General features: G+C 66.3%; 24 protein-coding genes, 1 tRNA gene and 1 pseudogene. 11 read left to right on the forward strand and 15 right to left on the reverse strand.

Features of this window, described 5'->3' with window-relative positions; genetic code table 11:
• Window positions 1-4: 4 nt before the first annotated feature.
• Window positions 5-1,483 (reverse strand): glutamate--tRNA ligase, encoded by a 1,479-nt coding sequence (gene gltX / locus ACOYW6_RS03830; protein ID WP_423142492.1) that lies wholly within the window; start codon window positions 1,481-1,483, stop codon window positions 5-7.
• Here gltX and ACOYW6_RS03835 point away from each other — a divergent pair.
• Window positions 1,482-3,662 (forward strand): ComEC/Rec2 family competence protein, encoded by a 2,181-nt coding sequence (locus ACOYW6_RS03835; RefSeq protein ID WP_423142493.1) that lies wholly within the window; start codon window positions 1,482-1,484, stop codon window positions 3,660-3,662. The two genes, gltX and ACOYW6_RS03835, sit on opposite strands and share 2 nt — an antisense overlap.
• Here ACOYW6_RS03835 and lexA read toward each other — a convergent pair.
• From lexA to ACOYW6_RS03880, 9 genes are all read right to left on the reverse strand, one after another.
• Complete coding sequence (gene lexA, locus ACOYW6_RS03840) at window positions 3,656-4,363, reverse strand: transcriptional repressor LexA (protein WP_423142494.1); 708 nt, start codon at window positions 4,361-4,363, stop codon at window positions 3,656-3,658. The two genes, ACOYW6_RS03835 and lexA, sit on opposite strands and share 7 nt — an antisense overlap.
• A gap of 86 nt (window positions 4,364-4,449) precedes the next feature.
• Entirely contained in the window at window positions 4,450-5,652 is a 1,203-nt protein-coding gene (locus tag ACOYW6_RS03845; protein ID WP_423142495.1) for a molybdopterin molybdotransferase MoeA, read from the reverse strand.
• A complete protein-coding gene (moaC, locus tag ACOYW6_RS03850; protein WP_423142496.1) occupies window positions 5,649-6,113 on the reverse strand; it encodes a cyclic pyranopterin monophosphate synthase MoaC in 465 nt (154 codons plus the stop codon). Before moaC ends, ACOYW6_RS03845 begins: the two co-directional genes overlap by 4 nt.
• A complete protein-coding gene (gene trpC / locus ACOYW6_RS03855; RefSeq protein ID WP_423142497.1) occupies window positions 6,110-6,892 on the reverse strand; it encodes an indole-3-glycerol phosphate synthase TrpC in 783 nt (260 codons plus the stop codon). The genes moaC and trpC overlap by 4 nt, the downstream gene beginning before the upstream one ends.
• A complete protein-coding gene (gene trpD, locus ACOYW6_RS03860; RefSeq protein ID WP_423142498.1) occupies window positions 6,889-7,875 on the reverse strand; it encodes an anthranilate phosphoribosyltransferase in 987 nt (328 codons plus the stop codon). The genes trpC and trpD overlap by 4 nt, the downstream gene beginning before the upstream one ends.
• Window positions 7,872-8,486 carry an anthranilate synthase component II gene (locus ACOYW6_RS03865; RefSeq protein ID WP_423142499.1) on the reverse strand — a complete coding sequence of 205 codons (615 nt, stop codon included), beginning with the start codon at window positions 8,484-8,486 and terminating at the stop codon, window positions 7,872-7,874. The genes trpD and ACOYW6_RS03865 overlap by 4 nt, the downstream gene beginning before the upstream one ends.
• Window positions 8,487-8,537: 51 nt before the next feature.
• Window positions 8,538-9,083, reverse strand: coding sequence for a hypothetical protein (locus ACOYW6_RS03870; RefSeq protein ID WP_423142500.1), 546 nt, complete (start codon window positions 9,081-9,083; stop codon window positions 8,538-8,540).
• The gene (locus ACOYW6_RS03875; protein WP_423142501.1) at window positions 9,080-10,588 is read right to left on the reverse strand and encodes an anthranilate synthase component I family protein; all 1,509 of its coding nucleotides are present in this window, start codon (window positions 10,586-10,588) and stop codon (window positions 9,080-9,082) included. Before ACOYW6_RS03875 ends, ACOYW6_RS03870 begins: the two co-directional genes overlap by 4 nt.
• A 5-nt stretch (window positions 10,589-10,593) precedes the next feature.
• The gene (locus ACOYW6_RS03880) at window positions 10,594-12,519 is read right to left on the reverse strand and encodes a peptidyl-prolyl cis-trans isomerase (protein WP_423142502.1); all 1,926 of its coding nucleotides are present in this window, start codon (window positions 12,517-12,519) and stop codon (window positions 10,594-10,596) included.
• A gap of 234 nt (window positions 12,520-12,753) precedes the next feature.
• Here ACOYW6_RS03880 and tpiA point away from each other — a divergent pair, with 234 nt between their 5' ends.
• The 3 genes from tpiA to ACOYW6_RS03895 all read left to right on the forward strand — a co-directional run bounded on the left by tpiA (window position 12,754) and on the right by ACOYW6_RS03895 (window position 15,739).
• Window positions 12,754-13,512, forward strand: coding sequence for a triose-phosphate isomerase (gene tpiA, locus ACOYW6_RS03885; RefSeq protein WP_423142503.1), 759 nt, complete (start codon window positions 12,754-12,756; stop codon window positions 13,510-13,512).
• A gap of 97 nt (window positions 13,513-13,609) precedes the next feature.
• Window positions 13,610-14,005, forward strand: a complete 396-nt coding sequence (secG, locus tag ACOYW6_RS03890) for a preprotein translocase subunit SecG (RefSeq protein ID WP_423143058.1) — start codon at window positions 13,610-13,612, stop codon at window positions 14,003-14,005.
• A gap of 102 nt (window positions 14,006-14,107) precedes the next feature.
• Window positions 14,108-15,739 carry a CTP synthase gene (locus tag ACOYW6_RS03895; RefSeq protein ID WP_423142504.1) on the forward strand — a complete coding sequence of 544 codons (1,632 nt, stop codon included), beginning with the start codon at window positions 14,108-14,110 and terminating at the stop codon, window positions 15,737-15,739.
• A 366-nt stretch (window positions 15,740-16,105) separates the two neighbouring features.
• Here the strand turns inward: ACOYW6_RS03895 and ACOYW6_RS03900 are convergent.
• A pseudogene (locus tag ACOYW6_RS03900) lies at window positions 16,106-16,580 on the reverse strand (Hsp20 family protein).
• A gap of 156 nt (window positions 16,581-16,736) precedes the next feature.
• On the opposite strand from ACOYW6_RS03900, the gene grxC reads away from it, so the two are divergent.
• The 4 genes from grxC to ACOYW6_RS03920 all read left to right on the forward strand — a co-directional run bounded on the left by grxC (window position 16,737) and on the right by ACOYW6_RS03920 (window position 18,383).
• Entirely contained in the window at window positions 16,737-17,000 is a 264-nt protein-coding gene (gene grxC / locus ACOYW6_RS03905) for a glutaredoxin 3 (protein ID WP_423142505.1), read from the forward strand.
• Window positions 16,997-17,815 carry a carbon-nitrogen hydrolase family protein gene (locus ACOYW6_RS03910; RefSeq protein WP_423142506.1) on the forward strand — a complete coding sequence of 273 codons (819 nt, stop codon included), beginning with the start codon at window positions 16,997-16,999 and terminating at the stop codon, window positions 17,813-17,815. Before grxC ends, ACOYW6_RS03910 begins: the two co-directional genes overlap by 4 nt.
• The gene (locus tag ACOYW6_RS03915; protein WP_423142507.1) at window positions 17,812-18,267 is read left to right on the forward strand and encodes a DUF1178 family protein; all 456 of its coding nucleotides are present in this window, start codon (window positions 17,812-17,814) and stop codon (window positions 18,265-18,267) included. Before ACOYW6_RS03910 ends, ACOYW6_RS03915 begins: the two co-directional genes overlap by 4 nt.
• A 39-nt stretch (window positions 18,268-18,306) precedes the next feature.
• Window positions 18,307-18,383 (forward strand) — tRNA-Arg (locus ACOYW6_RS03920).
• 4 nt (window positions 18,384-18,387) lie between these two features.
• On the opposite strand, the gene hppD is transcribed toward ACOYW6_RS03920, so the two are convergent.
• Complete coding sequence (gene hppD, locus ACOYW6_RS03925) at window positions 18,388-19,485, reverse strand: 4-hydroxyphenylpyruvate dioxygenase (RefSeq protein ID WP_423142508.1); 1,098 nt, start codon at window positions 19,483-19,485, stop codon at window positions 18,388-18,390.
• 170 nt (window positions 19,486-19,655) lie between these two features.
• On the opposite strand from hppD, the gene ACOYW6_RS03930 reads away from it, so the two are divergent.
• From ACOYW6_RS03930 to ACOYW6_RS03940, 3 genes are all read left to right on the forward strand, one after another.
• A complete protein-coding gene (locus ACOYW6_RS03930) occupies window positions 19,656-19,958 on the forward strand; it encodes an FtsB family cell division protein (RefSeq protein WP_423142509.1) in 303 nt (100 codons plus the stop codon).
• Between the two features lie 116 nt (window positions 19,959-20,074).
• Window positions 20,075-21,148, forward strand: coding sequence for a pyruvate dehydrogenase (acetyl-transferring) E1 component subunit alpha (gene pdhA, locus ACOYW6_RS03935; RefSeq protein WP_423142510.1), 1,074 nt, complete (start codon window positions 20,075-20,077; stop codon window positions 21,146-21,148).
• Window positions 21,148-22,530, forward strand: a complete 1,383-nt coding sequence (locus ACOYW6_RS03940) for a pyruvate dehydrogenase complex E1 component subunit beta (protein WP_423142511.1) — start codon at window positions 21,148-21,150, stop codon at window positions 22,528-22,530. Before pdhA ends, ACOYW6_RS03940 begins: the two co-directional genes overlap by 1 nt.
• Before the next feature lie 9 nt (window positions 22,531-22,539).
• Here the strand turns inward: ACOYW6_RS03940 and ACOYW6_RS03945 are convergent, their stop codons facing one another.
• The 3 genes from ACOYW6_RS03945 to ACOYW6_RS03955 are packed head-to-tail and all read right to left on the reverse strand — an operon-like array spanning window position 22,540 to window position 25,015.
• Window positions 22,540-22,971, reverse strand: coding sequence for a TadE/TadG family type IV pilus assembly protein (locus tag ACOYW6_RS03945; protein ID WP_423142512.1), 432 nt, complete (start codon window positions 22,969-22,971; stop codon window positions 22,540-22,542).
• A complete protein-coding gene (locus ACOYW6_RS03950) occupies window positions 22,968-23,453 on the reverse strand; it encodes a TadE/TadG family type IV pilus assembly protein (protein ID WP_423142513.1) in 486 nt (161 codons plus the stop codon). Before ACOYW6_RS03950 ends, ACOYW6_RS03945 begins: the two co-directional genes overlap by 4 nt.
• Window positions 23,450-25,015 carry a TadE/TadG family type IV pilus assembly protein gene (locus ACOYW6_RS03955; protein WP_423142514.1) on the reverse strand — a complete coding sequence of 522 codons (1,566 nt, stop codon included), beginning with the start codon at window positions 25,013-25,015 and terminating at the stop codon, window positions 23,450-23,452. The genes ACOYW6_RS03950 and ACOYW6_RS03955 overlap by 4 nt, the downstream gene beginning before the upstream one ends.
• Window positions 25,016-25,048: the final 33 nt, after the last annotated feature.

A 25,048-nucleotide genomic window follows, 5' to 3' on the forward strand; every position in this document is an offset into this window, starting at 1 on the left:
CTCCTCAAACCTTGGCCGTATCCTGGTCGGCGACTGCTTGCGCGGAAATCCGCGCCAGGCTTTCGTCCCGTCCCAGCAGAACCAGCACATCGAAAATCCCCGGCGAGGTCGCTTGCCCGGTCAGGGCCGCTCGCAAGGGTTGAGCGAGCTTGCCGAGCCCCAACCCCAGCTCCTCCGCCATCGCTTTCAGCGTGGCTTCGAGCCCCGTCAAAGTCCAGTCGTTTGTAACCGACAGGCGCTCGACGACCCGGCTCAAAAGGCCCCGCGCTTCGCCGGTGAGGAGCGCCTCGGCCTTGGGATCGAGCGTCAGCGGGCGCTGCGCGAACAGGAAAGCGGCACCGGCAGCCAGTTCGTTCACGTCCTTGGCGCGTACTTTCACGACCGGCATGGCGCGGGCGAGCAGGTCGAGGTCGGCGCCCGGCAGCGCTTCGGCGACCAGGCCAGCCAGCCGCGCATCGTCTGCCTCGCGCAAGTAATGGCCGTTGAGGTTCATCAGCTTGGCGAGGTCGAAACGCGACGGGCTCTTGCCGACGTGGGCGATATCGAACCACTCGGTCGCCTGCTGACGGCTGATAATCTCGTTATCGCCGTGGCCCCAGCCCAGGCGCAGCAAGTAGTTGAAAAGCGCTTCCGGCAGGACGCCCATCTCGTCGCGATAGGCGTCGACGCCCAGCGCGCCGTGGCGCTTGGAAAGCTTCGCTCCGTCGGCGCCGTGAATCAGCGGCACGTGCGCGTAAGTCGGCTCCGCCCAGCCCATCGCGCGGATGATCGCCAGTTGCCGGAACGCGTTGTTGAGGTGGTCATCGCCGCGGATCACGTGGGTCACGCCCATGTCGTGATCGTCCACGACAACTGCCAGCATATAAGTCGGCGTACCGTCGGAACGCAGGAGCACGAAATCGTCGAGTTCGGCGTTGCTGACCGTCACCGTGCCTTGGACAAGGTCGTCTATGATCGTCTCGCCGTCTTTCGGCGCCTTGATCCGGATTACGTACGGTTCGCCCGCAGGCCAGGTCGCAGGATCGGCATCGCGCCACTCGCTCGATACCCGAAAAGTACGCCTCTCCGCCTGTGCAGCCTGACGTCGTGCGGCAAGCTCGTCGCTGGTCAGGTAACAACGGTAGGCATTGCCGCTCGCCAACAGCGCGTCGACGACCTCGGAATGACGCGGCGTGCGCGCGAACTGGAACGTCGCCGGCTCGTCGCCGTCAAGGCCGAGCCAGCGCAGTCCGTCGAAGATCGCCTCGATCGCCGGCTCGGTCGAGCGTGCGCGGTCGGTATCCTCGATACGGAGCAGGTACTTGCCGCCGTGATGGCGCGCGAACAACCAGTTGAACAACGCCGTACGCGCGCCGCCGATGTGGAGATACCCGGTTGGTGAGGGTGCAAACCGCGTTACGACCTGCCGGCCGCTGCTGCGCTCCGCCGCATCGCCTGCCGCAACGCTTGCCAACCCGTGTTCCTTCCTGTCAGGTCCGGTCATGGCCGATACCGCCGTGCCGGATGCTATCCTGGGCAGCGAACCGCCGCATGGCGCTGCACTGCAACATCGCCATTGGCGCATGACACCCCGCTTGTCCAGCGTGCCCGGAAGGCTCGAAGACGCGCTTGACCGGATGGGGGCAAGCCGGGCCCCCTGGCTTGCCGTGGCGGTCGCCGCGGGCATCGCGATATGGTTCGGCCTGCCCGCGAAAAGCGACTGGCTGGCCACGCTGGCGCTCCTGGCCGGGTTGGTTTGCGCTGGCGCCGGTTTACCCGCCGAACGCTATCCGCGGCTGCGCCAGGCGGTGATCTCGGTCGCGCTCGCGGTGGCCTTGGGTTTGATCGCGCCGTGGGCCAAGTCTTCGATGACCGGAACCTTGCCGATCGGGCGCGCGACCATAGCGCAAGTGGACGGGCGCGTGCTGTCGCTCGAGGATGATCCTGCCCAGGATCGTGCTCGCATCGTCGTCGCTACGCGGCTTGGCGATGGCCGTGCAGTCAAAGTGCGGATCAACCTCCCGCGCGAAGCACTGGCCGGTGGCATCGACGAGGGCGCGCGGGTCCGCCTGCGCGCGCGCCTTGCGCCGCCGGCAGCGCCGTTAGTACCGGGCGCTTACGATTTTGCACGGGCCGCCTGGTTTGCGGGTCTGGCCGCTACCGGATCGGCGCTCGGGCCGGTGACGGTAACCGAACCCGCGGAAGGCCGCGAGCTGGCGCATCTCCAGCACGCCATCGCCCGCCATGTCGAAAGTCGCGTCGCCGGTTCGGCGGGGGGGATTGCCGCGGCCTTTGCCAGCGGCGAGCGCGGTGGGATCGCAAAGGCTGACGAGGAAGCCATGCGCGACGCCGGACTGACGCACCTGCTGTCGATCAGCGGTCTCCATGTCAGCGCGGTGGTCGCTGCTGCGTATCTGGTGGCGCTGCGATTGCTGGCATTGTGGCCGTGGCTGGCACTGCGCGTGCGCCTCCCGATCCTGGCGGCCGGCGTGGGGGCCGGTGCAGGTGTCGGTTACACGCTGCTGACCGGCGCGGAAGTGCCCACGGTGCGATCGTGCCTCGGCGCGTTGCTGGTTCTGGCCGCACTGGCGGCGGGGCGCGAGCCGCTTTCGCTACGGCTGCTGGCCCTGGCGGCCACTCTGGTAATGATTGCGTGGCCGGAAGCGGTTGCCGGGCCCAGCTTCCAGATGAGCTTCGCGGCAGTCCTGGCGATTATGGCACTCCACGGCGCCGTACCGATTGCCTCCTTCGCCGCTCGGCGCGAGGAGGCGCTGCGGGCGCGCCTGCCGCGCGCGCTTGGCGTGCTGCTGATAACCGGCCTGGTCATCGAACTGGCGCTGATGCCGATCGGGCTGTTCCACTTTCACCGCGCCGGCGCCTACGGCGCGCTGGCCAACGTCATCGCGATCCCGCTGACGACCTTTGTTTCGATGCCCCTTATCGCACTGGCGCTGCTCCTCGATTCAATCGGTCTCGGCGGCCCGGTCTGGTGGCTTGCCGGCCTGTCGCTCGACGGTCTGCTGGCGCTGGCCCGATGGGTCGCAGCGCGTCCTGGCGCGGTGACGATGCTTCCCGCGATGGGGGCAGGGCACTTTGCCTTCTTCGTAGCTGGTGGGCTGTGGCTCGCGCTCCAGCGCGGACCCGCCCGTTTGTGGGGCCTGGCGCCGATGCTGGTCGGTGCAGCGGGCCTCGCTCTGCTGCGTCCGCCCGGCATCATGATCGGCCGCGACGGCCGCCATGTCGCGGTCGTGGGCGATGATGGCCGCTTGCGTGTGATAGGCGGTTCGAGCGGTGGCTATGGCCGCGATGCCCTTGCCGAAGCGGCCGGGTTCCAGGCTGGCGCCGCGGTCGGCGACGATCCGTCGGGTGACAACCGCAGCGGCTGCGGCAGCGATTTCTGCGCCATCCGAACGGTTAGCGATTCGCGCGCCTGGACAATCCTGGTCGCGCGCAGCGACTACGCGGTGCCGCTGGCTGATCTTCAGCGGGCCTGCGCAGCTGCCGACGTCGTCATTGCCGACCGGACGCTGCCCGGCGCCTGCCGCCCGCGCTGGCTAAAGGCCGATCGTGCCTTGCTGGGACGAACCGGCGGCATATCGATCGACTTGCGCCGGAGGCGGGTGAGCACCGTTGCAGACGATCAGGGCGCGCACCCGTGGTGGCGCGCCCGCGGCGATCAGTGATAGCGGCGCAGCAGGCCCGCCAGCTTGCCCTGGACCTGAACTTCATCCGGTCTGTAATACTGCGGATCGTACGCGGCATTGGCCGGATCGAGCCGCACCTGGCCACCTTCGTGACGCATGTATTTGAGGGTCGCTTCCTCACCACGGACAAGCGCGACGACGATTTCGCCATCGCGCGCGGTCTCGGTGCGGCGGACCAGTGCGTAGTCACCATCCAGGATCCCGGCTTCGACCATCGAATCGCCCGAAACTTCAAGCGCGTAGTGCTCGCCGGCGCCGAGCAGCGCGGCGGGAACCGGTAAGGTCGCCGTCGTTTCCATAGCCTCGATCGGAACGCCCGCGGCAATGCGGCCGTGGAGCGGCAGCTCGATCACGTCGTTGGCGGCGGCAGTCGGCGCCGCCGGGCGCCGCAGCGGCGTCAATGCGCTGTTGACGTTCGCAGCGGCGCGCGGCGATGCCGCAAGCTGCGGCGCCTTGCCGGCGATGTCGTCAGGCTGGCGCACGACTTCCAGCGCGCGGGCGCGATTGGGCAGGCGCCGAATAAATCCCCGCTCCTCCAAAGCCGAAATAAGCCGGTGCACGCCCGACTTCGACTTGAGGTCGAGCGCCTCTTTCATCTCCTCGAACGAGGGAGAAACGCCCGTCTCTTCAAGACGGGTCTGAATGAAACGGATAAGCTCGTGCTGCTTGCGGGTCAGCATCCGGTCGCACTCCCTTCGCCGGTGTCGCGCAACGCGCACCGTTCAGTGAACGAATGAAGAACAATTAAGCAACCTGGAATCGATCGTCAAGCAATTCCGCCATTCTCGGTCCGGTAGACCGGAACGAAGGTTCCGGCAGGCAGAGCGCCTGCCAGCGCCGGCCGATCGATCAAAACCGTGGCGCCGGCAAGGGTTCGCAGATCGGCGCTATCCTGCCGCGGCAAAGCTGCAACGCCGTCAGCTGTGAAGGCGCCGCGCAGTAGTTCACGGCGATCGCCGCCCGGTCCCATTGCGGCCGCTAGGGGATGGAGTTCCGCGTGGGGCAGGGGCGCGGTCGATCCGCTCATTGCGCGAACCAGCGGGAGCAGGAACAGGTATGCGGTGACGTAGGCCGACACCGGGTTGCCGGGCAGGCCAAGAACGATCTGCTCACCTCGCGCGGCGACCAGGAGTGGTTTTCCCGGCTTGATCGCCACACGCCAGAAATCGAGAGTCGCGCCCCACCATTCAAGCGCCGGCCGGGTCACGTCGTGGTCCCCCACGGAGGCGCCGCCGGACGTCACGATGAGGTCGGCATCCTCGCAACGATCCAGCGCGGCTACGAAGGCTTCGACCCGGTCGGCGATCGGGCCAAAAGTAGACGCGTGAACCGGCAGGCCCGACAGCATAGCTGCCAACATTGCGCCATTGCTGGCAGGAACCTGGTCGCCAGCACAACTGGCCGGATTGGCGACAAGCTCGGCGCCGCAATCGATCACGGCGATGCGGACCGGGCGGTGGACGGATAGCTCGCCGCGGCCGGCCGACAACGCAAGGGCGATCCCCGTGGGGGCTATTCGCGTTCCTGCCGGCAGGAGGACGTCGTCGACACGGAAATCGGTGCCGGGAACGCGGACGTAAAATCCTGGGCGGCTTGGTCCGCTGCCGTGGAGCGTGAGGGTGTCGACATCGCGGGAGACGTCTTCCTGCACGATAACCGCATCGGTGCCTTGAGGCATACTGGCGCCGGTCGCGATGCGAACGGCTTGTCCAGGGGCGACGATCCCAGAAAAAGGCCGACCGGCAGCGGATTCGCCGATAACCGTCCACGGCCCGGCCATGTCGGTGGACACAACGGCATAGCCGTCCATCGACGAGGTCGGCAGGGCCGGACGGTTCTGCCGCGCCAAGAGTGGCCGGGCGAGCCAGTGGCCCAGTGCTTCGCGAACCGGAACGGTCACGACATCCACCGGCCGTGCCAACCCCAGCAGGCGAGCCTGCGCTGCCTCAAGCGGCAGCGGCAGGGTCATGGTGCGATGTCGCTGCGGCCACCGCGCTTTTCGACCAGCGTAATGCCGCCGATCACCATTGCCTTGTCGATCGCCTTTAGCATGTCATATAGCGTGAGAAGCGCGATCGAAGTCGCTGTCAAGGCTTCCATTTCAACCCCTGTCCGCCCGTTAGTGGCCGCCGACGCCGTGACGGTAACCCCGCTGCTTTCCACGCGGCAGTCGATGTCGACGGCATCGAGCGGCAGCGGGTGGCAAAGCGGTATAAGCTGCGAGGTCGCCTTGGCGCCCATGATTCCCGCGATACGCGCGGCTGCCAGCACGTCGCCCTTGGGTACGTCGCCGGAACGGATGGCCGCAACCGCAGCGGCATTCATCGTGATGTGCCCGGTCGCTACCGCGCGGCGGCGCGTTGCCGGCTTGTCGCCGACGTCGATCATGCGGGCGTTGCCCTGCGCGTCAATGTGGTTGAGCCCGCTCATGCGCACAGCAAGGCGCGCGTTGCTGCCGTGACGTCATCGACGCGCATCAGGCTTTCGCCGACCAGGAACGCGCGTGCCCCGGCCGCCTGCAGGCGGGCGATGTCTGCCGGGCCGCCAATCCCGCTTTCGGCAACCAGCAGCGTACCCGCCGGCATCGCCGGGGCGAGGCGCTCGGTGATGGCCAGGTCGGTGACGAACCTGCGCAAGTCCCGGTTGTTGACCCCAATCAGCCGCGAGGACAGCTGAGCGGCACGCTCGAGTTCGGCCTCGTCATGGACTTCGACCAGGACATCCATGCCCCGTTCGATCGCGGCAGCCTCGATTTCAGCCATCGCGCCGCCTGCCAGCGCGGCGACGATAATCAGGATCGCGTCTGCCCCGATCGCGCGCGCTTCGGCGACTTGCCAGGGATCGATCATGAAATCCTTGCGCAATACCGGCAGGGTGCAGGCGGCCCGCGCCGCGACAAGGTAATCTTCATGGCCCTGGAAGAAGGGCGCGTCGGTAAGCACCGAAAGGCAGGCGGCACCGCCAAGCTCGTAGGCACGGGCATGCTCCGCGGGCCGGAAATCATGCCGGATCAGACCTTTGGATGGCGAAGCTTTCTTGATTTCGGCGATCAGGGCGGCGCCTTGCGCGCTTTCAAGCGCGTGGCGAAATCCGCGCGGGGCCGACTGCGCTGCCGCGTCGCGGTCGAGATCGCTCACGGTTCGTTCGCGCTGCCGGAGATCGACCTCCTGCCGCTTGGTCGCACAGATTTCAGCCAGCTTGTCATTCATGTCCATGCGATCCAGCAGTCGAGCAGCGCCTTGGCAAGGCCCTTGTCGATCGTTTCGGCAGCCTCCTGCGCGGCCTCCACCCAGTCCTCGAACGCGCCCGCCACGATCAACGCGGCGGCGGCGTTGAACACGACGGCGTCGCGATAGGGGCCGGGTTCACCCATCAGCAGCGCGCGCAGCGCCGCGGCGTTGTGCGCCGCATCCGCGCCGCGAAGGGCCTCTATCGGCGCCCGCGGCAAGTCTGCGTCGGACGGTTCGACCCACCCGGAAGCGACGCCACCCGGACCGACCCGGGCAATCGCGTTGCCGCCCGCGAGGCTTAGCTCGTCCAGGCCTTCTTCACCCGATACGACCATGGCCGAGCTGGTGCCAAGCCGGCTCAGCGCCTCTGCATAGATTGGCACGTAGTCGGGCCGGGCAATGCCGACGAGTTGGTGCTGCACCGATGCGGGATTGGCGAGCGGGCCCATCAGGTTGAATATCGTGCGTTGCCCGATACGGCGCCGAATCGGCATGATCCGCGCCATTGCCGGGTGGTGTTTCTGCGCGAACAGGAAGGCGATGCCGAGGTCTGCAAGGGTCGCCTCGGCAGTATCTGCCGCGCGGTCGAGGTCGAGCCCGAGTGCCTCCAGCGTGTCGGCAGCGCCTGCTTTGGAACTGGCGGCACGATTGCCGTGCTTGGCCACCGGGAAACCGGCAGCCGCGATGACCAGCGCGACCGCGGTTGAGACGTTGAGCGTGTGGAAGCCGTCACCGCCCGTGCCGCAGACGTCGATCGCCCCGGCCGGCGCCGTAACCGGTATCATCCGCGCCCGCATTGCCCGCGCGGCGCCGGTGATCTCGGCGGCGGTTTCGCCTCGGTTCGACAATGCGATCAGAAACGCGGCCACCGCCTGGTCTTCCATGTCGCCGTCGAGAATGGCCCCGAAAGCGGCCTCTGCCTCCCTCTCATCAAGCGGAGTAGACGTGTCGGGAAGAGTCACGCCGCGGCGCGATCGGGCAGCGGCCCGACCGATAGACCGCAGATCGCCAGGAAGTTTGCCAGCAAGGCGTGACCTTGCTCGGTCGCGATCGATTCGGGGTGGAACTGCACGCCGTGGATCGGTAGCGCCTCGTGGCGAAAGCCCATTACGCTGGTGCCTTCAATCCCCGGCGTCGTGCTTGTGGCATTGACGACTAGGGTCTCCGGCGTACCCTCGACGACCAGAGAATGATAGCGGGTCGCAGTGAAAGGCGAGCGGAGGCCCGCAAATACGCCGCTGCCGTCGTGGAGCACCGGGCTGGTCTTGCCGTGCATAAGCCCGCCGCGCACGACCCGGCCACCGAAATGCTGCCCGATCGCCTGATGCCCAAGGCAAACGCCCAGGAGCGGCCGCCCGGTGTCCGCGCACGCAGCGACCAGATCGAGGCTGATCCCCGCCTCATTTGGGGTGCAGGGACCGGGCGAGATGAGGAAACCGGAAGCGCCGCTATCGAGCGCCTGCGCGGCGCTGAGCGCGTCGTTGCGCACGACTTCGACCTCAGCGCCCAGTTCCATCAGGTAATGGACCAGGTTCCAGGTAAAACTGTCGTAATTGTCGAGGACCAGGATCATCGCAGCCGCGCCTTAGCGGCGCTTCTGCGCCGCGTCATCAATGGAAAAAGCCTAGCCAGCTGGAACGTCGTGATCTTCCATCACCTCGCGCAGGCGGCCCGACAGCTCGCGGTCAAGGACCCGCGTCGAGATCGCGTAGACACTTCCGCGCGGCCCCCAGGCCAGGATCAAGCGGCGGCCTTCGCGAAAGCGGCGCAGTTCTTGCCAGCGCACAAGCGAGGACCGCCCGCGCGCGGTGACGTGCATGCCGTCGCGGTCGAAGGCGTACGTCACCGCTTCACCCACCGGGGCCAGCGCGGTCAGCTTGCGCCAGCCGTGCCGACTGCGAACCTGGCGATGCAGCCAGATGGGACCGGCGATAACGAGCGCGGCGACGCCCGCCAGGGCCGTGCTCGTCGTCGCCTCGCTACCGAACAGGTGACGTTCGTGAATGGTGGCCAGCCGCGCCGTCAGTGCCGCGGCCAGTCCGGCCGCGGCCACCGCGACCACCGGGATCAGCCACCGGCGTCCGTTGCGAACATAAGCACGGCGGACATGGGGCATGTCCTCGGGCACTAGCGTCACGGTGAACGGCGCGATGTCGCCGTGGCCTCTCATTGCCCAAAGCCCGGCTCGGCTGCGATGCGCAGCGCCTCGCGCGCGGCGGCGATCAGGGCACCGGCCTTGGCTTCGCACTCCCGCTGCTCGTATTCGGGCTGGCTATCGGCGACGATGCCGGCGCCGGCCTGGACGTGCAGCATGCCATCCTTAACCACGCCGGTGCGCAGGACGATGCAAGTATCGAGGTTTCCGTCGGGCGCGAAATAGCCGACCCCGCCGCCATAGGCGCCGCGCGCTTCGCTCTCGAGTTCGGCGATGACCTGACAAGCCCGGACCTTGGGAGCCCCGCTGACGGTGCCGGCCGGAAAACCCGCGAACACCGCGTCCAGCGCGTCGCGGCCGACAGCCAGCTTGCCGACGACGTTCGAGACGATGTGCATGACATGGCTGTAGCGCTCGATCGTGTAGCTTTCGGTCACGGACACGCTGCCCGCTTCGGCGACGCGGCCGACGTCGTTGCGGCCGAGGTCGAGCAGCATCAGGTGCTCGGCACGTTCCTTGGGGTCGGCGAGCAGCTCGGCCTCTGCGGCTCGGTCGGCTTCGGGCGTGGGGCCGCGCGGACGGGTACCTGCAATTGGGCGAATGGTGACCTCGCCATCGCGGACACGCACAAGAATCTCGGGACTGGAGCCGGTTAGCGCGAAACCCGGCAAGTCGAGGAAGAACAGAAACGGCGACGGGTTGATCCGCCGCAGCGCGCGGTAAAGCTGGAATGCCGGCAGGGCGAAAGGGGCGGTAAAGCGCTGTGCCAGAACGACCTGAAACACGTCGCCAGCAGCGATGTAGTCCTTTGCCGCCAGCACCATCTCCCGATAGCGGCCTGGCGCCAGCACAGGCGCAAGCACCGGCGGATCGCCGACAGGCGCGCGCGCGGCGGGGGGGACATGGTCGGCAAGCCGGCGCAGCGCACGGTCCACCCGATCTTCGGCGGCAGCGATTGCCCGTTCGGGGTCATCCCCATCGGGCCACAGCGGGGCCACGATGGTCAGCTCGTCGCCCAGGCGATCGAACACGAGGATCAGGCGGGGGCGCACGAACAGCATGTCGGGCAGACCGAGGGGTGAGGGCGCGGCGCGGGGCAGATTCTCCACCAGGCCGATGGTCTCGTAACCGAAATAGCCTACCAGGCAGGCGAGCGGCGGCAGGCCGGCAGGCAAGTCGATGCGGCAACCCGCGGCGAGGCGCCGGAGCGCCTGGAGCGGCTCGTCCGCGCAGGGGGCGAAAGCCTGGCGGTCATGCGGCCAGCGCGCATTGATCGCAGCCTTCCCGTGCTCGGCGCGAAAGACCAGATCGGGATCGAGGCCGAGCAGGCTGTAGCGCCCGCGTACTTCGCCGCCCTCGACCGATTCGAGCAGAAAATCACCGCGGCCAGGCTCGATCAGCCGTGCTGCGGCACCGACCGGGGTCTCGGTGTCGGCGATCAGGCGGCGAACCAGCGCTGCCGGGCGCCTGGCCGCCAGTGCGGCAGTGGCGTCCCGGCGCTCCGCCGCGGCGTCGTCCACGGCGCTCAGTTGCCAGTCAGGCGATCGACGACCGCTTTTACCGCGGCCTCGTTGCGCTTGACGCCAACATCCTTGCGCATTGCCCCTGCCAGTTCCTCGGCAAGCTCGCTGCCATGAACCTGCCCGAGCTGCTGGACGAGGCCGAGGAGCCGCGGATCGTTCGCCGCGACTTGTCCGGGAATGACGTCATCGAGCTTGAGCACGAACCAGCCCCGATCGCCCGGCGCTCCCATGATGCGGGTCTTGCCCTTGGCCATCGCGAACATGACCTGCACCGGCGGCGGCGGCGACGGCTTCATCGCCTGAAGCTGCTCGCGGGCGAGGTCGATGCGCTCGACCGGGGGCAGGGCGACGCCCGCCGCGGCAACCGCTGATGCCACGTCAGCGCCGCGCTTGAGCGCAGCCTCGACGCGCTGGGCGGCTTGCCGGGCCTTCGTCGCACCCTGTGCCAGCTTCCAGTCGGCGGCGACCTGGTCGCGGATCTGCGCCAGTGGGGCTGGTGCCGCTGCGGTCAGGCGGCCGACATCGTAGATGATGAACGCCTTCCCCGGCTCGATCTCGGCGATCTGGGGCTGGCCTTCGCTTTCCATCGCGAAGGCGCTTTGAACCACGCGCGCGAGCACCGGCGGCGCACCACCGGCGCCGCCGAAAACCTTGCCATCTGCCGTCAGCGCCGGCGTTTCCTGCACCGTCATGTTCATGGACTTGGCGACATCGGTGAGCGAGGAGCCGTTATCGAAGCGTTCCTCGATCTTGGCGGTGAAGTCGGACAGCGCGGCGCGCCGCTTATCAGCCATCAGCGCCGTGGCGAGTTCGGGCTTCGCCTGCTCAAGCGTCTTGCCGGGCTTGGCGTCAACCGCGTCGATACGAATCAGGTGCCAGCCGAGCGGGCTCCGCGCCGGTGCGGAGAGACCACCCTTGGCGGTGGCATAGGCCGCGTCGGCGACCGCGGGGGAGGCTTGGCCTGAAAGCTGCCCTTTGCTGGTCACGGATATCTTTGCGGTGGTGAGGCCCTTGGCGCTGGCAGCAGCTTCGAGCGACTTGCCGGCCGCCACTTCGGCGGCGATCGCGCGGGCGGCCGCTTCGGTCGGGACGATAAGCTGCGTCATGCGGCGCGTTTCGCTCGGCGCGTAGGCGGCCTTGTTGGCCTGGTAGCGCGCGGCAAGCTCGGCGTCGGTGGGTGCCGGCACGGCGGGAAGCGCCGCATCGGTGAACGCGGCATAGCGAATCGTTCGCGTTTCAGGCCGCTGGTAATCCGCGAGGTTGGAACGATAGAACGCGGTCAGCGCCGCGTCGTCCGGACCGTTGGCCGGCGCGAACGCGCTCGACGGGACCAGTACTATGGCGCCCTTGCGACGTTCGGTGATCACCGCGGCATAGCGCATCGCCGCCGACTGCGGCATCCGCCCGCCCATTTCCGCGCCGCTCAGCAACAGGCGTTGGCCAAGACCCTGCGCCATGTCGCTGCGCACCTGGGCATCGGTCAGCCCGCGCTGACGAATAGTCTGGCGGTACAGCGCTTCGTTGAATTGCCCGTCGACACCGCGGAACACCGGAATCTTTGCGATCTCGCTGTCAATCAGGCGGTCGGACGCGCGGACGCCGTGGCTTTCGCCCCAGGACAGAACTGCCAGCCGATCGACCAGTGCAGCCAAAAGCGGTTCCACGCCGCCTCCTGCAACGAACTGCTTGGCCGTCAGGCCCGGCTGGTCCTGGCGCAGGCTGTCGATGCGGTTGGACAGCGCGGTCGACAAGTCGGCCTGCGTGATCCGCTTGGAACCGATCGTTGCGACGCGGTCGCCGCCGCCCGCAACACTGCCGAAATTGGATATATCGCCGGCAGCGAACGCGACCGCGATGACCGCAAGGAACAACAGTGTCACCGCGGCGCCAAGCTTGGAAAACATCAAGCGGCGAATAGTCTCGATCATGCGCAATCCCGCAAAGCGTGTTAGTCGCCCTGGGCGGGCGCTTTGTTTCGGCGCCTTACGGCGGGGATGCCGCCGCCGCAAGCAGGCGGTCTGGCGATCGTGCCGGCGGGGTGCGCGCATGGCCTTTGACAGCGTCGGGCACCTCGCCTAGCAGCGCGCCGCACCGGTGATCCGACACGGATCGCGGGCGAATCTTCGCCCGGACCGGCTCAACCCAGGCGGAATAGACAAGCGATGGCGCAGCAGCCCTTTATCGTCGGCAATTGGAAAATGAACGGCACCCGTCCGTTGCTGGCCGAAGCCCGCGCGATCGATCGCGGCGCCGGTCGGCGTAGCGGCGTCAGGGTCGCCCTGGCACCGCCATTCACGCTCGTGATGGCGATGGCAGAGGCGCTAGGCGAGGTCGCCGTCGGCGGGCAGGACTGCCATGCCGCACCGTCCGGCGCCCACACGGGCGACGTCTCGGCTCCGATGCTCGTCGATGCCGGCGCCCAGTTCGTGATACTCGGACACAGCGAGCGCCGGGCCGATCACGGCGAGACCGATGAGCAGGTTCGCGCCAAGGCGGACGCCGCGATCGAGGCCGGCCTGTCGATCATCGTCTGCGTCGGCGAGACCGAGGCTCAGCGCGATGCCGGCGATGCCGAGGGCGTTGTCGCGGCGCAGCTTGAAGGATCGTTGCCCGCGGCACTGCCCGAAGGCGCCAGCGAGCTTACCGTCGCTTACGAGCCGGTCTGGGCGATCGGCACCGGGCGCGTGCCAGCGGTTGCCGATGTCTCGGCGATGCATGCACGGATCCGGCAAGAACTCGTCACGCGCTACGGCGAAGCCGGCGCGGACGTTGCGATTCTCTATGGCGGCTCGGTCAATGCAGCCAACGCGGCCGAGCTTCTGGCGGTGCCGGAAGTGGGCGGGGCACTGGTCGGCGGCGCCAGCCTGACCGCGGACAGCTTCCTCGCCATCGTCCTGGCTGCCGGGGCCGACCAGGACTGACGCCAACGGCCGCCCTGGCGGTCCCCTGCTTGCGCCACGGCGCCGCGCGGCCTAGATGGCGCGCAAGCCTTATTCGCGGACACACTCTTCCATGTCGCTGATCATCTTCTTCACCGTCGTCCAGGTCATCATCGGCCTGTCGCTTATTGCCGTCATCCTGATGCAGAAGTCGGAAGGCGGCGGGCTGGGCGTCGGCGGCAGCCCTGCCGGCCTGATGAGCGCGCGCGGAGCGGCGGACTTCCTGACCCGCGCGACGTCCGTGCTGGCGACGATTTTCGTCGTTCTCTCGATCGTCTTGGCGGCGCTCGCAGCAGCGCAGGGATCGGGCCGCGGTATCGATACCTCGCTCCAGCGTGGCGGCGATCCGGTCAACGCCCCGGCCGCCGCGCCGGTCGATCCGCTTGCCCCGGCCGCGCTTCCCGGCGCTACCGTGCCGGCGCCGTCGGCCAGCGGCAGCGCGCCGGCCGATCCGCTCGCCCCGGCGCAGAAGTAACCGCTCTCGCGCGCCCAACCGGCGCGATTCGACCCGGATTTGTGGACATGCGCCGTTTGGCGCTTGCCCGCGCTCAACTCATGCGTTTAAGGCCCGGCTCCCATGGCGCGGTATATTTTCATCACCGGCGGCGTGGTCTCCTCGCTGGGTAAGGGCCTGATGGCCGCATCGCTCGCAGCATTGCTGCAGGCGCGGGGATTTCGCGTTCGGATTCGCAAATTCGACCCTTACTTGAACGTCGATCCGGGCACGATGAGCCCCTACCAGCATGGCGAGGTCTACGTGACCGACGACGGTGCCGAGACCGATCTCGACCTTGGTCACTACGAACGCTTTACCGGGGTCTCGGCGCGCCAGGCGGACAACATCACTTCGGGCAGGATCTACCGCGACATCATCGCCAAGGAGCGCCGCGGCGATTACCTCGGCGCAACGGTGCAGGTGATCCCCCACGTCACCGACGCCATCAAGGACTTTGCGAAGACCGAGACCGAGGATCTCGATTTTGTGCTTTGCGAGATCGGCGGCACTGTCGGCGATATCGAGGGGCTTCCCTTCATCGAGGCGCTGCGCCAGCTCCATAACGAACTGGGCCGCGATCAGACCTGCTTCGTTCACGTCACGCTGGTGCCCTACATCGCGGCCGCGGGGGAACTGAAAACCAAGCCGACCCAGCATTCGGTCCGCGAGATGACGGGGCTTGGGATTCAGCCCGACATCCTGCTGTGCCGCTGCGAGAAGCCGTTGCCCGACAGCGACCGCGCAAAGATCGCGCTGTTCTGCAACGTTCGCAAGGACGCGGTCATCCCCGCGCTTGACGCGCCGAGCATTTATTCGGTGCCGCTGCAGTACCACCGCGATGGTCTGGACAGCGAGGTGCTGCGTCACTTCGGCATGACCGCCCCATTGCCGGACTTGTCGCGCTGGGACGACATCGTCGATCGCTACACCCATCCCGAGGGCGAAGTGACGATCGGCGTCGTCGGCAAGTATGTCGGCCTCCCTGACGCGTACAAGTCCTTGAACGAGGCGCTGGTCCACGGCGGCATGGCCAACCGGGTCAAGGTCAACATCCGCTGGATCGATGCCGAGTTGTTCGAACAGGGTGACGACGAGATCGCCGCCCGGCTTGAGCCTATGCACGGCATCCTGGTGCCCGGCGGCTTCGGCGAACGCGGCAGCGAGGGTAAGATCGCCAGCGTTCGCTTCGCCAAGGAGCGCAAGGTCCCGTTCCTGGGCATTTGCCTGGGCATGCAGATGGCCTGCATCGAGGGCGCCCGCGCCGCGGGTCACGGGCAAGCCAGCTCGACCGAGTTCGGTCAAACCGCCGAACCGGTCGTGGGCATAATTACCGAGTGGATGGGCAAGGAAGGCCTGGAGAAGCGCAGCGTCGAAGGCGACCTTGGGGGCACGATGCGGCTCGGCGCCTATGAGGCCAAGCTGGCAGGCAACAGCCACGTCAGCGCTATCTATGGCGGTGCCACGACCATCAGCGAACGCCATCGCCACCGCTACGAAGTCAACTCCGCATACCGCGAATCGCTCGAAAAGGACGGTCTCGTGTTCTCGGGTATGTCGCCTGATGGTCTCCTGCCCGAGATCGTCGAGCGGCCCGACCATCCCTGGTTCGTCGGCGTGCAGTTCCATCCCGAGCTTAAGAGCCGGCCGTTCGAACCGCACCCGTTGTTCGCCGGGTTCATCGGGGCGGCGCTGCAGCAGGCCCGGCTGGTCTGAGTTCGGATGTCCTGATTTGCGACATCCAGGCGGAAGGTAAGTTATCCCATCTGTTCAGGGGCTTGCCGATAAACTTACCGAAAATGCCGCAAAACAGCTTGATTCTAACATTTCGTGTTATGTAGCTGGTGTCTATCCAGATCGGCGACGGTCCGGAGAAAGCCGGGTCGCAACCGAAACTGATGCACGGTCGTCAAAAAAGCGCCCGAAGGATAGCCTTGGCGCGGTTGCCGACCTGATCATGAGCTTGCCGGTCCTCGTCGTCTCTTGCGACCCGGACTATGAGGACACCGGCTGGGCGGCGTGCAAACGTCGCGGGGGCGGAGCTGCAACGCTCCGCCCCCAACTTCATACATCGCAGACGTGTCAGGCGGCGGCGCTGTCGTTCGCTTCACCCGCGGGCTGCACGACCGATAAGGTCTTCTGCGTGCCGACCGGGATGGTCTTGGGCTTCATAGCCTCCGGCACTTCGCGCACCAGGTCGATGACCAGCAAGCCATCCTCCAGGTTGGCGGCGTCGACCCGGACATAATCGGCCAGTTCGAAGCGGCGCTCGAACCCGCGCTGGGCGATGCCGACGTGCAGGTATTGTCCGGCCGAGCCGTCGTCCGCCTTCTTGCCCGTGACCACCAGCAGGTTCTGCTGCGCGGTGATCTCGATATCGGCAGGCTTGAAACCGGCGACGGCCAGGGTGATGCGATAGGCATCCTCACCGCGGCGCTCGATATTGAAGGGGGGGGTAATTGTCGCCGGCGTTGACGCGGCTGTTTTCCAGCAGGTCGAACAAGCGGTCGAAACCGACCATCGTGCGGCGATAGGGGGTAAAATCAACTCGATTCATCGTGCAATCCTCTTTCTGAGCGATCAAACGGTTGGCGGGAACCCGGTGGCCGGCGTTCCCGTGCGGCGCGCCCTTGCGGGCCACGACACGAAGCCACAGATATGGTAGCGCGGCGCGGTTTCAAGGGGCCGCCAGGCCAACCAGGAGTGTTCCGCGATGTCAGCGCCGAAGGTCGAGATCTACACCAAGTGGGGCTGCCCCTACTGCGTTCGCGCCAAGGCGCTGCTCGACCGCAAGGGCGTTGCCTACGAGGAGTACGACATTACCATGGGAGGGCCCAAGCGCGCCGAGATGGTCAGCCGCGTCCCCGGCGCCGTCACCGTCCCGCAAGTGCTGGTAAACGACCGGGCACTGGGCGGCTGCGACGATCTTTTCGCGCTCGACGCCCGCGGCAAGCTGGACGAACTGCTCGCCGCGTGAGCACCCCGATCGCCGTCCTGCAGACGACCACCGGTATCGAGCCGGCGGCCAACGCGGCCGCATTGCGCCGTGCGGTGCAAGAAGCCGGCGCCGGCGGCGCAGCGATGCTGTTCACCCCCGAGATGTCCGGCCTGCTCGACCGCGACCGCGCACGCGCCGCGCCGCATATCGTGGCCGAATCCAATGATCCCACGCTGGCCGCAGTCCGTGCGGCGGCTGCCGAGGCGAAGATCTGGGTCGCGCTCGGCAGTCTGGCGATCCGCCGCCCCGACGGGCGCTATGCGAACCGCAGCTTCGTGATTGATGAGGTCGGCGCGATTGCCGCCCGTTATGACAAGATTCACATGTTCGACGTCGACCTGGCGAGCGGGGAATCGTGGCGGGAAAGCGCCGCTTACGTGCCGGGGAATGAGATCGCCGTGGTGGCGGACACCCCTGTCGGCCGCCTTGGGCTGAGCGTCTGCTACGACCTGCGCTTTCCCGCCTTGTTCGAGGCGCTCGGGCAAGCGCGCTGCGACGTAATTGCGGTTCCCGCCTCGTTCACCGTGCCCACCGGCCGGGCCCACTGGCACGTTCTGCAGCGCGCCCGCGCGATCGAGGCGACCGCCTACGTCGTCGCCGCCGCGCAGTCCGGCGAGCACGCCGACGGCCGCCGGACATTCGGCCACAGCCTGGTCGTCGATCCTTGGGGTGATGTGGCGCTCGACATGGGGGAGGGCGCGGCGCTGGCTTTTGCGGCGATCGACCTGGCGCGCATCGGGGAGGTTCGCGCACAAGTACCCAGCCTCGCCAACAAGCGGCCCATCGGGGTATGATCGTGTTCGATCTCGAGTGCCGGGACGGCCTTCACCGCTTCGAAGGTTGGTTTGCCAGTTCTGCCGACTTTGCATCGCAAAGCGAGGGCGACCTCATCGTCTGCCCGGTCTGCGGCTCAACCCAGGTCGCCAAGGCACCGATGGCACCGGCCGTCGGCCGCAAGGGCAACAAGGCTGTGACTGCGGCTGCCAAGGCGGCGGTCAGTGCCGCGGCGGGTCCGCGCGCAGAGGAGATTCGCGCGCTTGCCGCGATGCAGGCCTCGGTTCTGAAGGGCTCGCGTTGGGTCGGCGGCGACTTCGCCGATGTCAGCCGCGCCATGCACTACGGCGAACGCGAGGCCGAAGTCGTGCACGGCGAAGCCACGCCCCGCGAAGCGCGCGACCTGTTGGAAGAGGGCGTGACGGTCATGCCCCTGCCGTTTCCGGTCGCGCCGCCCGACAAGGTCAACTGATTGCGCAAGGCCTGGCCTGGCGCTAGACGCAGCCGCGGCGCGCCCGTAGCTCAGCCGGATAGAGCATCAGATTCCTAATCTGGGGGCCGTGGGTTCGAATCCCGCCGGGCGCACCAATCTTCAGACCTGTTCGTCGACCTGCAGCGCGCCGCGGCGGATCTGATCGGCTTCCATCGATTTGAAGAGCGCGGTGAAGTTACCTTCGCCAAATCCCTCGTCCTTCTTGCGCTGGATGAACTCGAAGAACACCGGCCCGATCATGGTCTGACTGAAGATTTGCAGCAGCAGACGCGGATCACCATCCTCGGTCGATCCGTCGAGGAGGATGCCGCGGGTCTGGAGCTGATCGACCGGCTCGCCGTGGCCGGGCAGGCGGTCCTCGAGCATCTCGTAATACGTCGCCGGCGGGGCGGGCGCGAACGGCGTTCCGGTTCGCTTCAACCGATCCCAGACCGCCAGCAGGTCGTCGCAGGCAAAGGCGATGTGCTGAATGCCTTCGCCGTTGTAGGCGCGCAGGAACTCCTCGATCTGGCCGCCGCCGGCAGCCGCTTCTTCGTTGAGGGGGATGCGGATCTTGCCGTCGGGCGCGGTCATCGCCTTGCTGGTGAGGCCGGTGTATTCGCCCTTGATATCGAAATAGCGGATCTCGCGGAAACCGGCGATTTTCTCGTAGAATGCCGCCCAGTGCGCCATCCGCCCGCCATAGACGTTATGCGTCAGGTGATCGATGATCTGCAGGCCGGCCCCCTGCGGATGGCGCTCGGCCCCGTCCTCCCAGATGAAGTCGATGTCCCAGATGGAAAGCGATTTATCATCGCCGTCGTCATACCGGTCCAGCAGATAGATCACCGATCCCCCGATGCCGCGAAAGCCGGGCAGGCGCAGTTCCATCGGACCGGTGCGAACCTCGACCGGCTCGGCCCCGCGGGCCAGCGCCTCGTCATAGGCTTTGGCCGCGTCGCGCACGCGCCAGCCCATGCCGCAGGCGGATGGGCCGTGCTCGGCAGCGAACCAGGCGGCCGGGCTGCGCGGTTCGTAATTCGCGACCAGGTTGATCGCACCCTGACGCCACAGCTGCACGTCCTTGCTGCGGTGGCGTGCGACCAGCGTGAAGCCCATGGCCTGGAACACCGGCTCGAGGACGCCCTTTTCGGGTGCGCAGAACTCGATGAATTCGAAGCCGTCGAGGCCGAGGGGATTTTCGAAAAGGTCGGGCATGAGCGGCTCCGCAAAACTGGTTTCACGCGAAACTAAGCGGCCGGGGGCGGAGGGTCAAGGACAGCGCCGGACACCTGGCACCCTTCGCGGTCTTCGTTTTGTCGCAATTTACGCGTGCGGTTCGGAATTAACCCTTGAACCGGGCGCTTAACTGTGATTCTTCAGCACCCGTGAGGGGTGACAGGAAAATCCGGCGTGAACGCCTTGTGCACGGTGCGGCGCTGGCCGCGCTTTTGCTGATGGGCGGGCTTGCCCTCGCGGGACCGAGCGGTCTTGTCGCGTGGAGCGAAAACAATCGTTTGCTGGTCGAACGCCGCAACGAGGTGAAGCAACTTACCGCCGATCGCGCAGCGCTCAAGAATCGGGTCGCCCTGCTCGATCCGCGCCATGTCGATCCCGACCTGGCCGGCGAACTGCTGCGCAAGAACCTCAACGTGGTCCATCCCGACGAAATGGTGATGATGGTCCGCTGAAGCCGGTTGCCCGCCGGCCGTATACTGCCCGCAACATTTTGTGCGCCGGGGGCCTTTTCCGTAGCGGCCCGATGCCTCTATAGGGCCCACTCCAATCGCCCAGAAGGGGACCCCGTTTGGCCAAGGCCGCAACCATCAAGAACCCGCGCAAGTCCGCTCCTCCCCAAGAGAACTTCGCGCTTCGCAGTCTCGACGACGCCCACAAGGCCGATCCGGTGCACAAGGCGTCGGACGACGAGCTGCTGCAATTTTATGAACAGATGGTCCTGATCCGCCGCTTTGAAGAGCGCGCGGGCCAGCTTTACGGGCTGGGTCTGATCGGCGGGTTCTGCCATCTCTACATCGGCCAGGAAGCGGTCGCGGTCGGTCTGCAGTCGGCGCTCGATCCCGCGCGTGACAGCGTCATCACCGGCTACCGCGATCACGGCCACATGCTGGCCTACGGCATCGACCCCAAGGTGATCATGGCCGAATTGACCGGGCGCCAGGCCGGCATTTCGAAGGGCAAGGGCGGCTCGATGCACATGTTCAGCGTCGAGCATAAGTTCTATGGCGGACACGGCATCGTCGGCGCGCAGGTCAGCCTGGGCGCGGGCCTGGCCTTCGCGCACAAGTACCGCGAGGACGGCGGCGTCTGCATGGCGTATTTCGGCGACGGCGCGGCCAACCAGGGGCAGGTCTACGAGGCCTTCAACATGGCCTCGCTTTGGAAGCTGCCGATCGTCTTCGTGATCGAGAACAATGGTTACGCGATGGGTACCGCGGTCAAGCGGTCGAGCGCGGAGACAGAGTTCTATCGCCGCGGCACCGCGTTCCGCATTCCGGGTATCGACGTGAACGGGATGGACGTGCTGGAAGTTCGCAGCGCGGCGGAAAAGGCGCTCGACTTCGTGCGCGCCGGCAATGGACCCGTCTTGATGGAACTGAACACCTACCGTTATCGCGGCCACTCGATGAGCGATCCGGCCAAGTATCGCAGCCGCGAGGAAGTCCAGGAAATGCGTGACAAGCACGACCCGATCGAAGGCGCCAAGGCCGAACTTCTGAAGCGCGGGGTTTCGGAAGATGCCATCAAGGACATCGACAAGCGGATCCGCGCGCAAGTATCCGAAGCGGCCGATTTCGCCGAGAATTCGCCTGAACCGGATGCGCCCGAACTCTACACCGACGTGCTGGTGGAGTCGTACTGATGGCGATTGACCTGAAGATGCCGGCGCTGTCTCCGACGATGGAGGAGGGCACGCTTGCCAAGTGGCTGGTCAAGGAAGGCGACACGGTGAAATCCGGCGACATCCTGGCCGAGATCGAGACCGACAAGGCGACGATGGAGTTCGAAGCGGTCGACGAGGGCACCATCGGCAAGCTCCTGGTGGCCGAGGGTACCGAGAACGTGAAGGTCGGGACGGTCATCGCCACGATCGCGGGCGAGGGCGAAGACGATGGTCCCGCTGCCGTCCCCACCACCGCCGACCAGGCACCTGCCACGGCCGAACATGCGGCCGAAAGTGCGCCGCCCGCTGTTGCTGCGCCGTCCGCTGTGCCGGCGCCGAAGCCGCAGGTGTCGGACCCTGTCGTGCCGCACGGCACCAACATGAAGACGTCGACCGTGCGCGAAGCCTTGCGCGATGCCATGGCCGAGGAAATGCGCCGCGACGAACGCGTTTTCGTGATGGGCGAGGAAGTGGCGGAGTACCAGGGCGCCTACAAGGTCACGCAAGGCCTGCTCGAGGAATTCGGGCCCAAGCGCGTGATCGACACGCCGATCACCGAATATGGCTTTGCGGGCATCGGCACTGGCGCTGCGATGGGCGGACTGCGCCCGATCGTGGAGTTCATGACCTTCAACTTTGCGATGCAAGCGATCGACCACATCATCAATTCGGCTGCCAAGACCAACTACATGTCGGGCGGACAGATGCGCTGCCCGGTGGTGTTCCGCGGTCCCAATGGCGCCGCCAGCCGCGTGGGCGCGCAGCACAGCCAGAACTACGGCCCTTGGTACGCCAGCGTACCCGGACTGGTCGTCATCGCCCCCTACGACGCGTCGGACGCCAAGGGGCTGCTCAAAGCCGCGATCCGCAGCGAGGACCCGGTCGTCTTCCTGGAAAACGAACTGGTCTACGGCCGCACGTTCGAGCTTCCCGAGCTCGACGATCATGTCCTGCCGATCGGCAAGGCGCGGATCATGCGCGAGGGCAAGGACGTGACGATCGTATCGTACTCCATTGGGGTCGGCATGGCGCTCGAAGCAGCCGAGACGCTGGCGGGCGAGGGGATCGACGCCGAAGTCATCGACCTGCGCACGCTGCGCCCGCTTGACCGCGAGGCAGTGCTGACATCGCTTGCCAAGACCAATCGCCTCGTCATCGCCGAGGAGGGCTGGCCGACCTGCTCGATCGCTTCGGAAATCATGGCGATCTGCATGGAGGACGGCTTCGACCACCTCGACGCGCCGGTCCTGCGCGTCTGTGACGAGGATGTTCCGCTGCCCTATGCGGCAAACCTGGAAAAGGCTGCGCTGATCGATGCCCCCCGCATCGCCGAGGCGGTCCGCAAGGTGTGCTACCGTTAGGGCTGCACGTTAACTCGCAGTAACGTAGAACACCCGCGTCCACGTCATGACCATGGCGTCGATGCGGAGGACTCCCAAGGTATTCGGCGGCGTGTAGTTCAGCACCAGCTGGAACTTCTTCATGCCGGCGATGTCGCTGGCCGGGTTGGTCACGGCGGCGGAGAAGCGGTCTCCGCTCAGGTTGTACGGCGGCAGCCCGGCGATCGCGTTGGCCTTGGTCTCGATCTGATCGGCCGTGAGCTTGTCTTCTTTCTGGTACTCGATCATCGTGTACCGCACCGTGTCAGCGGCGACCGAGCGCACCGCGTTGTAGCCGAGCATCTGCACGCCGATCTGCAGCACGCCCAGCATCAGACCGAGAATGACAGGCGCCAGCAGCGCAAACTCGATTACCGAAACGCCGGCGGAATCGCGGCGAAGGCGGCCCCAAACGCTGGTCACTTGATCGCGCTCAGGACCTGCACCATGCGGGTCACGTTGTAATTGATCGGGCCGCCGACGCCGAAGTTGGTCCAGGTCGGCGTGTACGTGTCGTTGACGGTAACCTGGACGTAAACCGACACCATCGTCCCGATCGAGCAACTGGCGTAGGACCCGTCGATGTAGTCGTAGAGCGCGGCTTCGGTTCCGCACCGGTACTTCTTGACGACGGCAAGCTTGTTGGCAGGCAGGCCGAGCGTGTTCGTAAGCACCGTCTTAATCGTTGCCGTGTCCGTAGCCTGACCCTGTGAAGAGGCGAGCACGATCGATTCCATGTCGCCGGCGCCGTTCTGCAACTCGTGCTGGCGCGCGACCATGCGGCTGATATCGAAGCTGCCCAAGGCCATCAGGGCCAGCACTGGAGCAACGATCGCGGTTTCGATCACGGTCGTGCCGGTGCTGTCGCGGACGAGCCGACCCAGATGCTTTGCAAGCCGGATCACGCGACGAGCCGTACTTTGGCGACCGACTCGCCCGCAGAGTTCGTCTGCGAAGTCGGGCAGCGCGTGTCGAGGTAGGCATTGCCGAGGATGTTGATCTTGTTGGCCGAGATTTGCAGACACGACGAGTCGAGGCTGGCCGTGCCGTTCACGCGCGCCGTGCCGGCAGGAAGGTAGATGGTCCCCTGGATCAGCGAGGTCGAGTTGCCGTTGATGATGTGATCCTGCGAGGGGTTGTTGTTGCGATCCTCGAAGATCAGCATGTTCGCATAACGGTTCGACAGCGACGCCGAGTAGCCGAGCTGCAGGAAGTCGGACGCCTGCATCGGGGTTAGCGACACCGTGTTGCCGTTGCCGCTGCCGCCAAGCTTGATGGTCGCGCCGTTCTTGAGCACGAACATCACGTTCGTGCCCGTCACGGTGTAGTTGCCCGTCAGGTCGAGGGTGCCACCATCGACGACGTAGATTCCCTTGCTGAAGACGGTTTTGCATTTGACCGTGATGTCGCTGTAGGTGCCCGGCAGCATCGAACCCTGGGTGGTTGTGGTCACCTGGACGTTGGATGTCGTGGTCGTCGTGGTGACGCGGGCGCGCTCGTAGACCTTGTTGTTGCCGCTGCCGCCGACTTGCCGATAGGTGTCCGAATAGGCTGTCGTCGTGCCGGCAGTCGTTCCGTTGGCGACCGTACCGCTGGTTGGAGTGCCAGTCGTCGAAGTGGAGCTCTTTGCCGGCGAATAAGTCGTGGCGGTCAGACTGTTCGTGTTCGAGCCTTTCCAGTACGTGTAAACGGTCGTGGTGTCGCGCTGCGTGGTGGCGGTCGTGGTCGTCGAACCGGCTGCGCAAGTATATGTCCGGGCGGTGGGACTGGTCGGCGGGGTGAGGTCTGCAAAGCTGTCGCGTAGCCCGTCGATATGTTCGTTAAGAACCCCGTCCAGATCGTCGGGGACGCTGGCTGTGCCGCAGACCGCGATCGAATCGGTGGTGACCTTGGCGCTGCCGTCGATCGTCAGGGCATCGTCCGAGCAGGACAGTGCCGCCAGGCCGCACCGGGCCACGATCGTAGCGTTGCCGCCCACCGTAAAGGTCGTGCCTTCCTTGCCGATCGAGATCAGGCAGGCCGAATAGTTGGCGCCTTTCGAGAAGCTAGCTTGCGAATAGGCGGCAACGGTTACGCCGCGTGTGAGGAAAAGGCTGCTGAACGTCAGGCCCTTGGTGGCCGATGCCGTGACCACGACCGAGTTGTTGTTGCCGTTCGAATAGCCGGCAAGCCGGAACGTCGGGACAGAGGCAAAGCCCTTCACAACCGAGAGATTGGAGTTGTAATCCTGGAGACCGCGGGACTGCCAGGTGTCCTGCGTATCGGCATTCGTTCGCGCCCAGGCGGCGGCCAGCGCGGCCTGGTCGGTGGCGAGCTGCAATTCGCGCTTCCAGGTGAACCACTGCGACATGTCGACGGCAAGCCCGGCGCCGCCGACGAGGACCGGCATGCTGATGGCCATCAGCAACATCGCGTTGCCGCTGTTGTCCTTGCGCAGCCGCCGCAATGTGCGTGCAATGCGTCCCATTCCGTTGCCCCCAAATGGCCCTTTGCGCAGACC

Origin of the sequence: Parablastomonas sp. CN1-191 (genome assembly GCF_049354825.1) — a bacterium.
Classification (GTDB): domain Bacteria; phylum Pseudomonadota; class Alphaproteobacteria; order Sphingomonadales; family Sphingomonadaceae; genus Novosphingobium.

What these genes read in the sequence shown, in the direction of transcription:
- ACOYW6_RS03835 (WP_423142493.1), top strand. Translation starts at nt 1,482, where the DNA reads ATGGCCGATACCGCCGTGCCGGATGCTATCCTGGGCAGCGAACCGCCG.
- gltX (WP_423142492.1), bottom strand. Translation starts at nt 1,483, where the DNA reads ATGACCGGACCTGACAGGAAGGAACACGGGTTGGCAAGCGTTGCGGCA.
- lexA (WP_423142494.1), bottom strand. Translation starts at nt 4,363, where the DNA reads ATGCTGACCCGCAAGCAGCACGAGCTTATCCGTTTCATTCAGACCCGT.
- ACOYW6_RS03845 (WP_423142495.1), bottom strand. Translation starts at nt 5,652, where the DNA reads ATGACCCTGCCGCTGCCGCTTGAGGCAGCGCAGGCTCGCCTGCTGGGG.
- moaC (WP_423142496.1), bottom strand. Translation starts at nt 6,113, where the DNA reads ATGAGCGGGCTCAACCACATTGACGCGCAGGGCAACGCCCGCATGATC.
- trpC (WP_423142497.1), bottom strand. Translation starts at nt 6,892, where the DNA reads ATGAATGACAAGCTGGCTGAAATCTGTGCGACCAAGCGGCAGGAGGTC.
- ACOYW6_RS03865 (WP_423142499.1), bottom strand. Translation starts at nt 8,486, where the DNA reads ATGATCCTGGTCCTCGACAATTACGACAGTTTTACCTGGAACCTGGTC.
- ACOYW6_RS03870 (WP_423142500.1), bottom strand. Translation starts at nt 9,083, where the DNA reads ATGAGAGGCCACGGCGACATCGCGCCGTTCACCGTGACGCTAGTGCCC.
- ACOYW6_RS03880 (WP_423142502.1), bottom strand. Translation starts at nt 12,519, where the DNA reads ATGATCGAGACTATTCGCCGCTTGATGTTTTCCAAGCTTGGCGCCGCG.
- tpiA (WP_423142503.1), top strand. Translation starts at nt 12,754, where the DNA reads ATGGCGCAGCAGCCCTTTATCGTCGGCAATTGGAAAATGAACGGCACC.
- ACOYW6_RS03895 (WP_423142504.1), top strand. Translation starts at nt 14,108, where the DNA reads ATGGCGCGGTATATTTTCATCACCGGCGGCGTGGTCTCCTCGCTGGGT.
- grxC (WP_423142505.1), top strand. Translation starts at nt 16,737, where the DNA reads ATGTCAGCGCCGAAGGTCGAGATCTACACCAAGTGGGGCTGCCCCTAC.
- ACOYW6_RS03915 (WP_423142507.1), top strand. Translation starts at nt 17,812, where the DNA reads ATGATCGTGTTCGATCTCGAGTGCCGGGACGGCCTTCACCGCTTCGAA.
- hppD (WP_423142508.1), bottom strand. Translation starts at nt 19,485, where the DNA reads ATGCCCGACCTTTTCGAAAATCCCCTCGGCCTCGACGGCTTCGAATTC.
- ACOYW6_RS03940 (WP_423142511.1), top strand. Translation starts at nt 21,148, where the DNA reads ATGGCGATTGACCTGAAGATGCCGGCGCTGTCTCCGACGATGGAGGAG.
- ACOYW6_RS03955 (WP_423142514.1), bottom strand. Translation starts at nt 25,015, where the DNA reads ATGGGACGCATTGCACGCACATTGCGGCGGCTGCGCAAGGACAACAGC.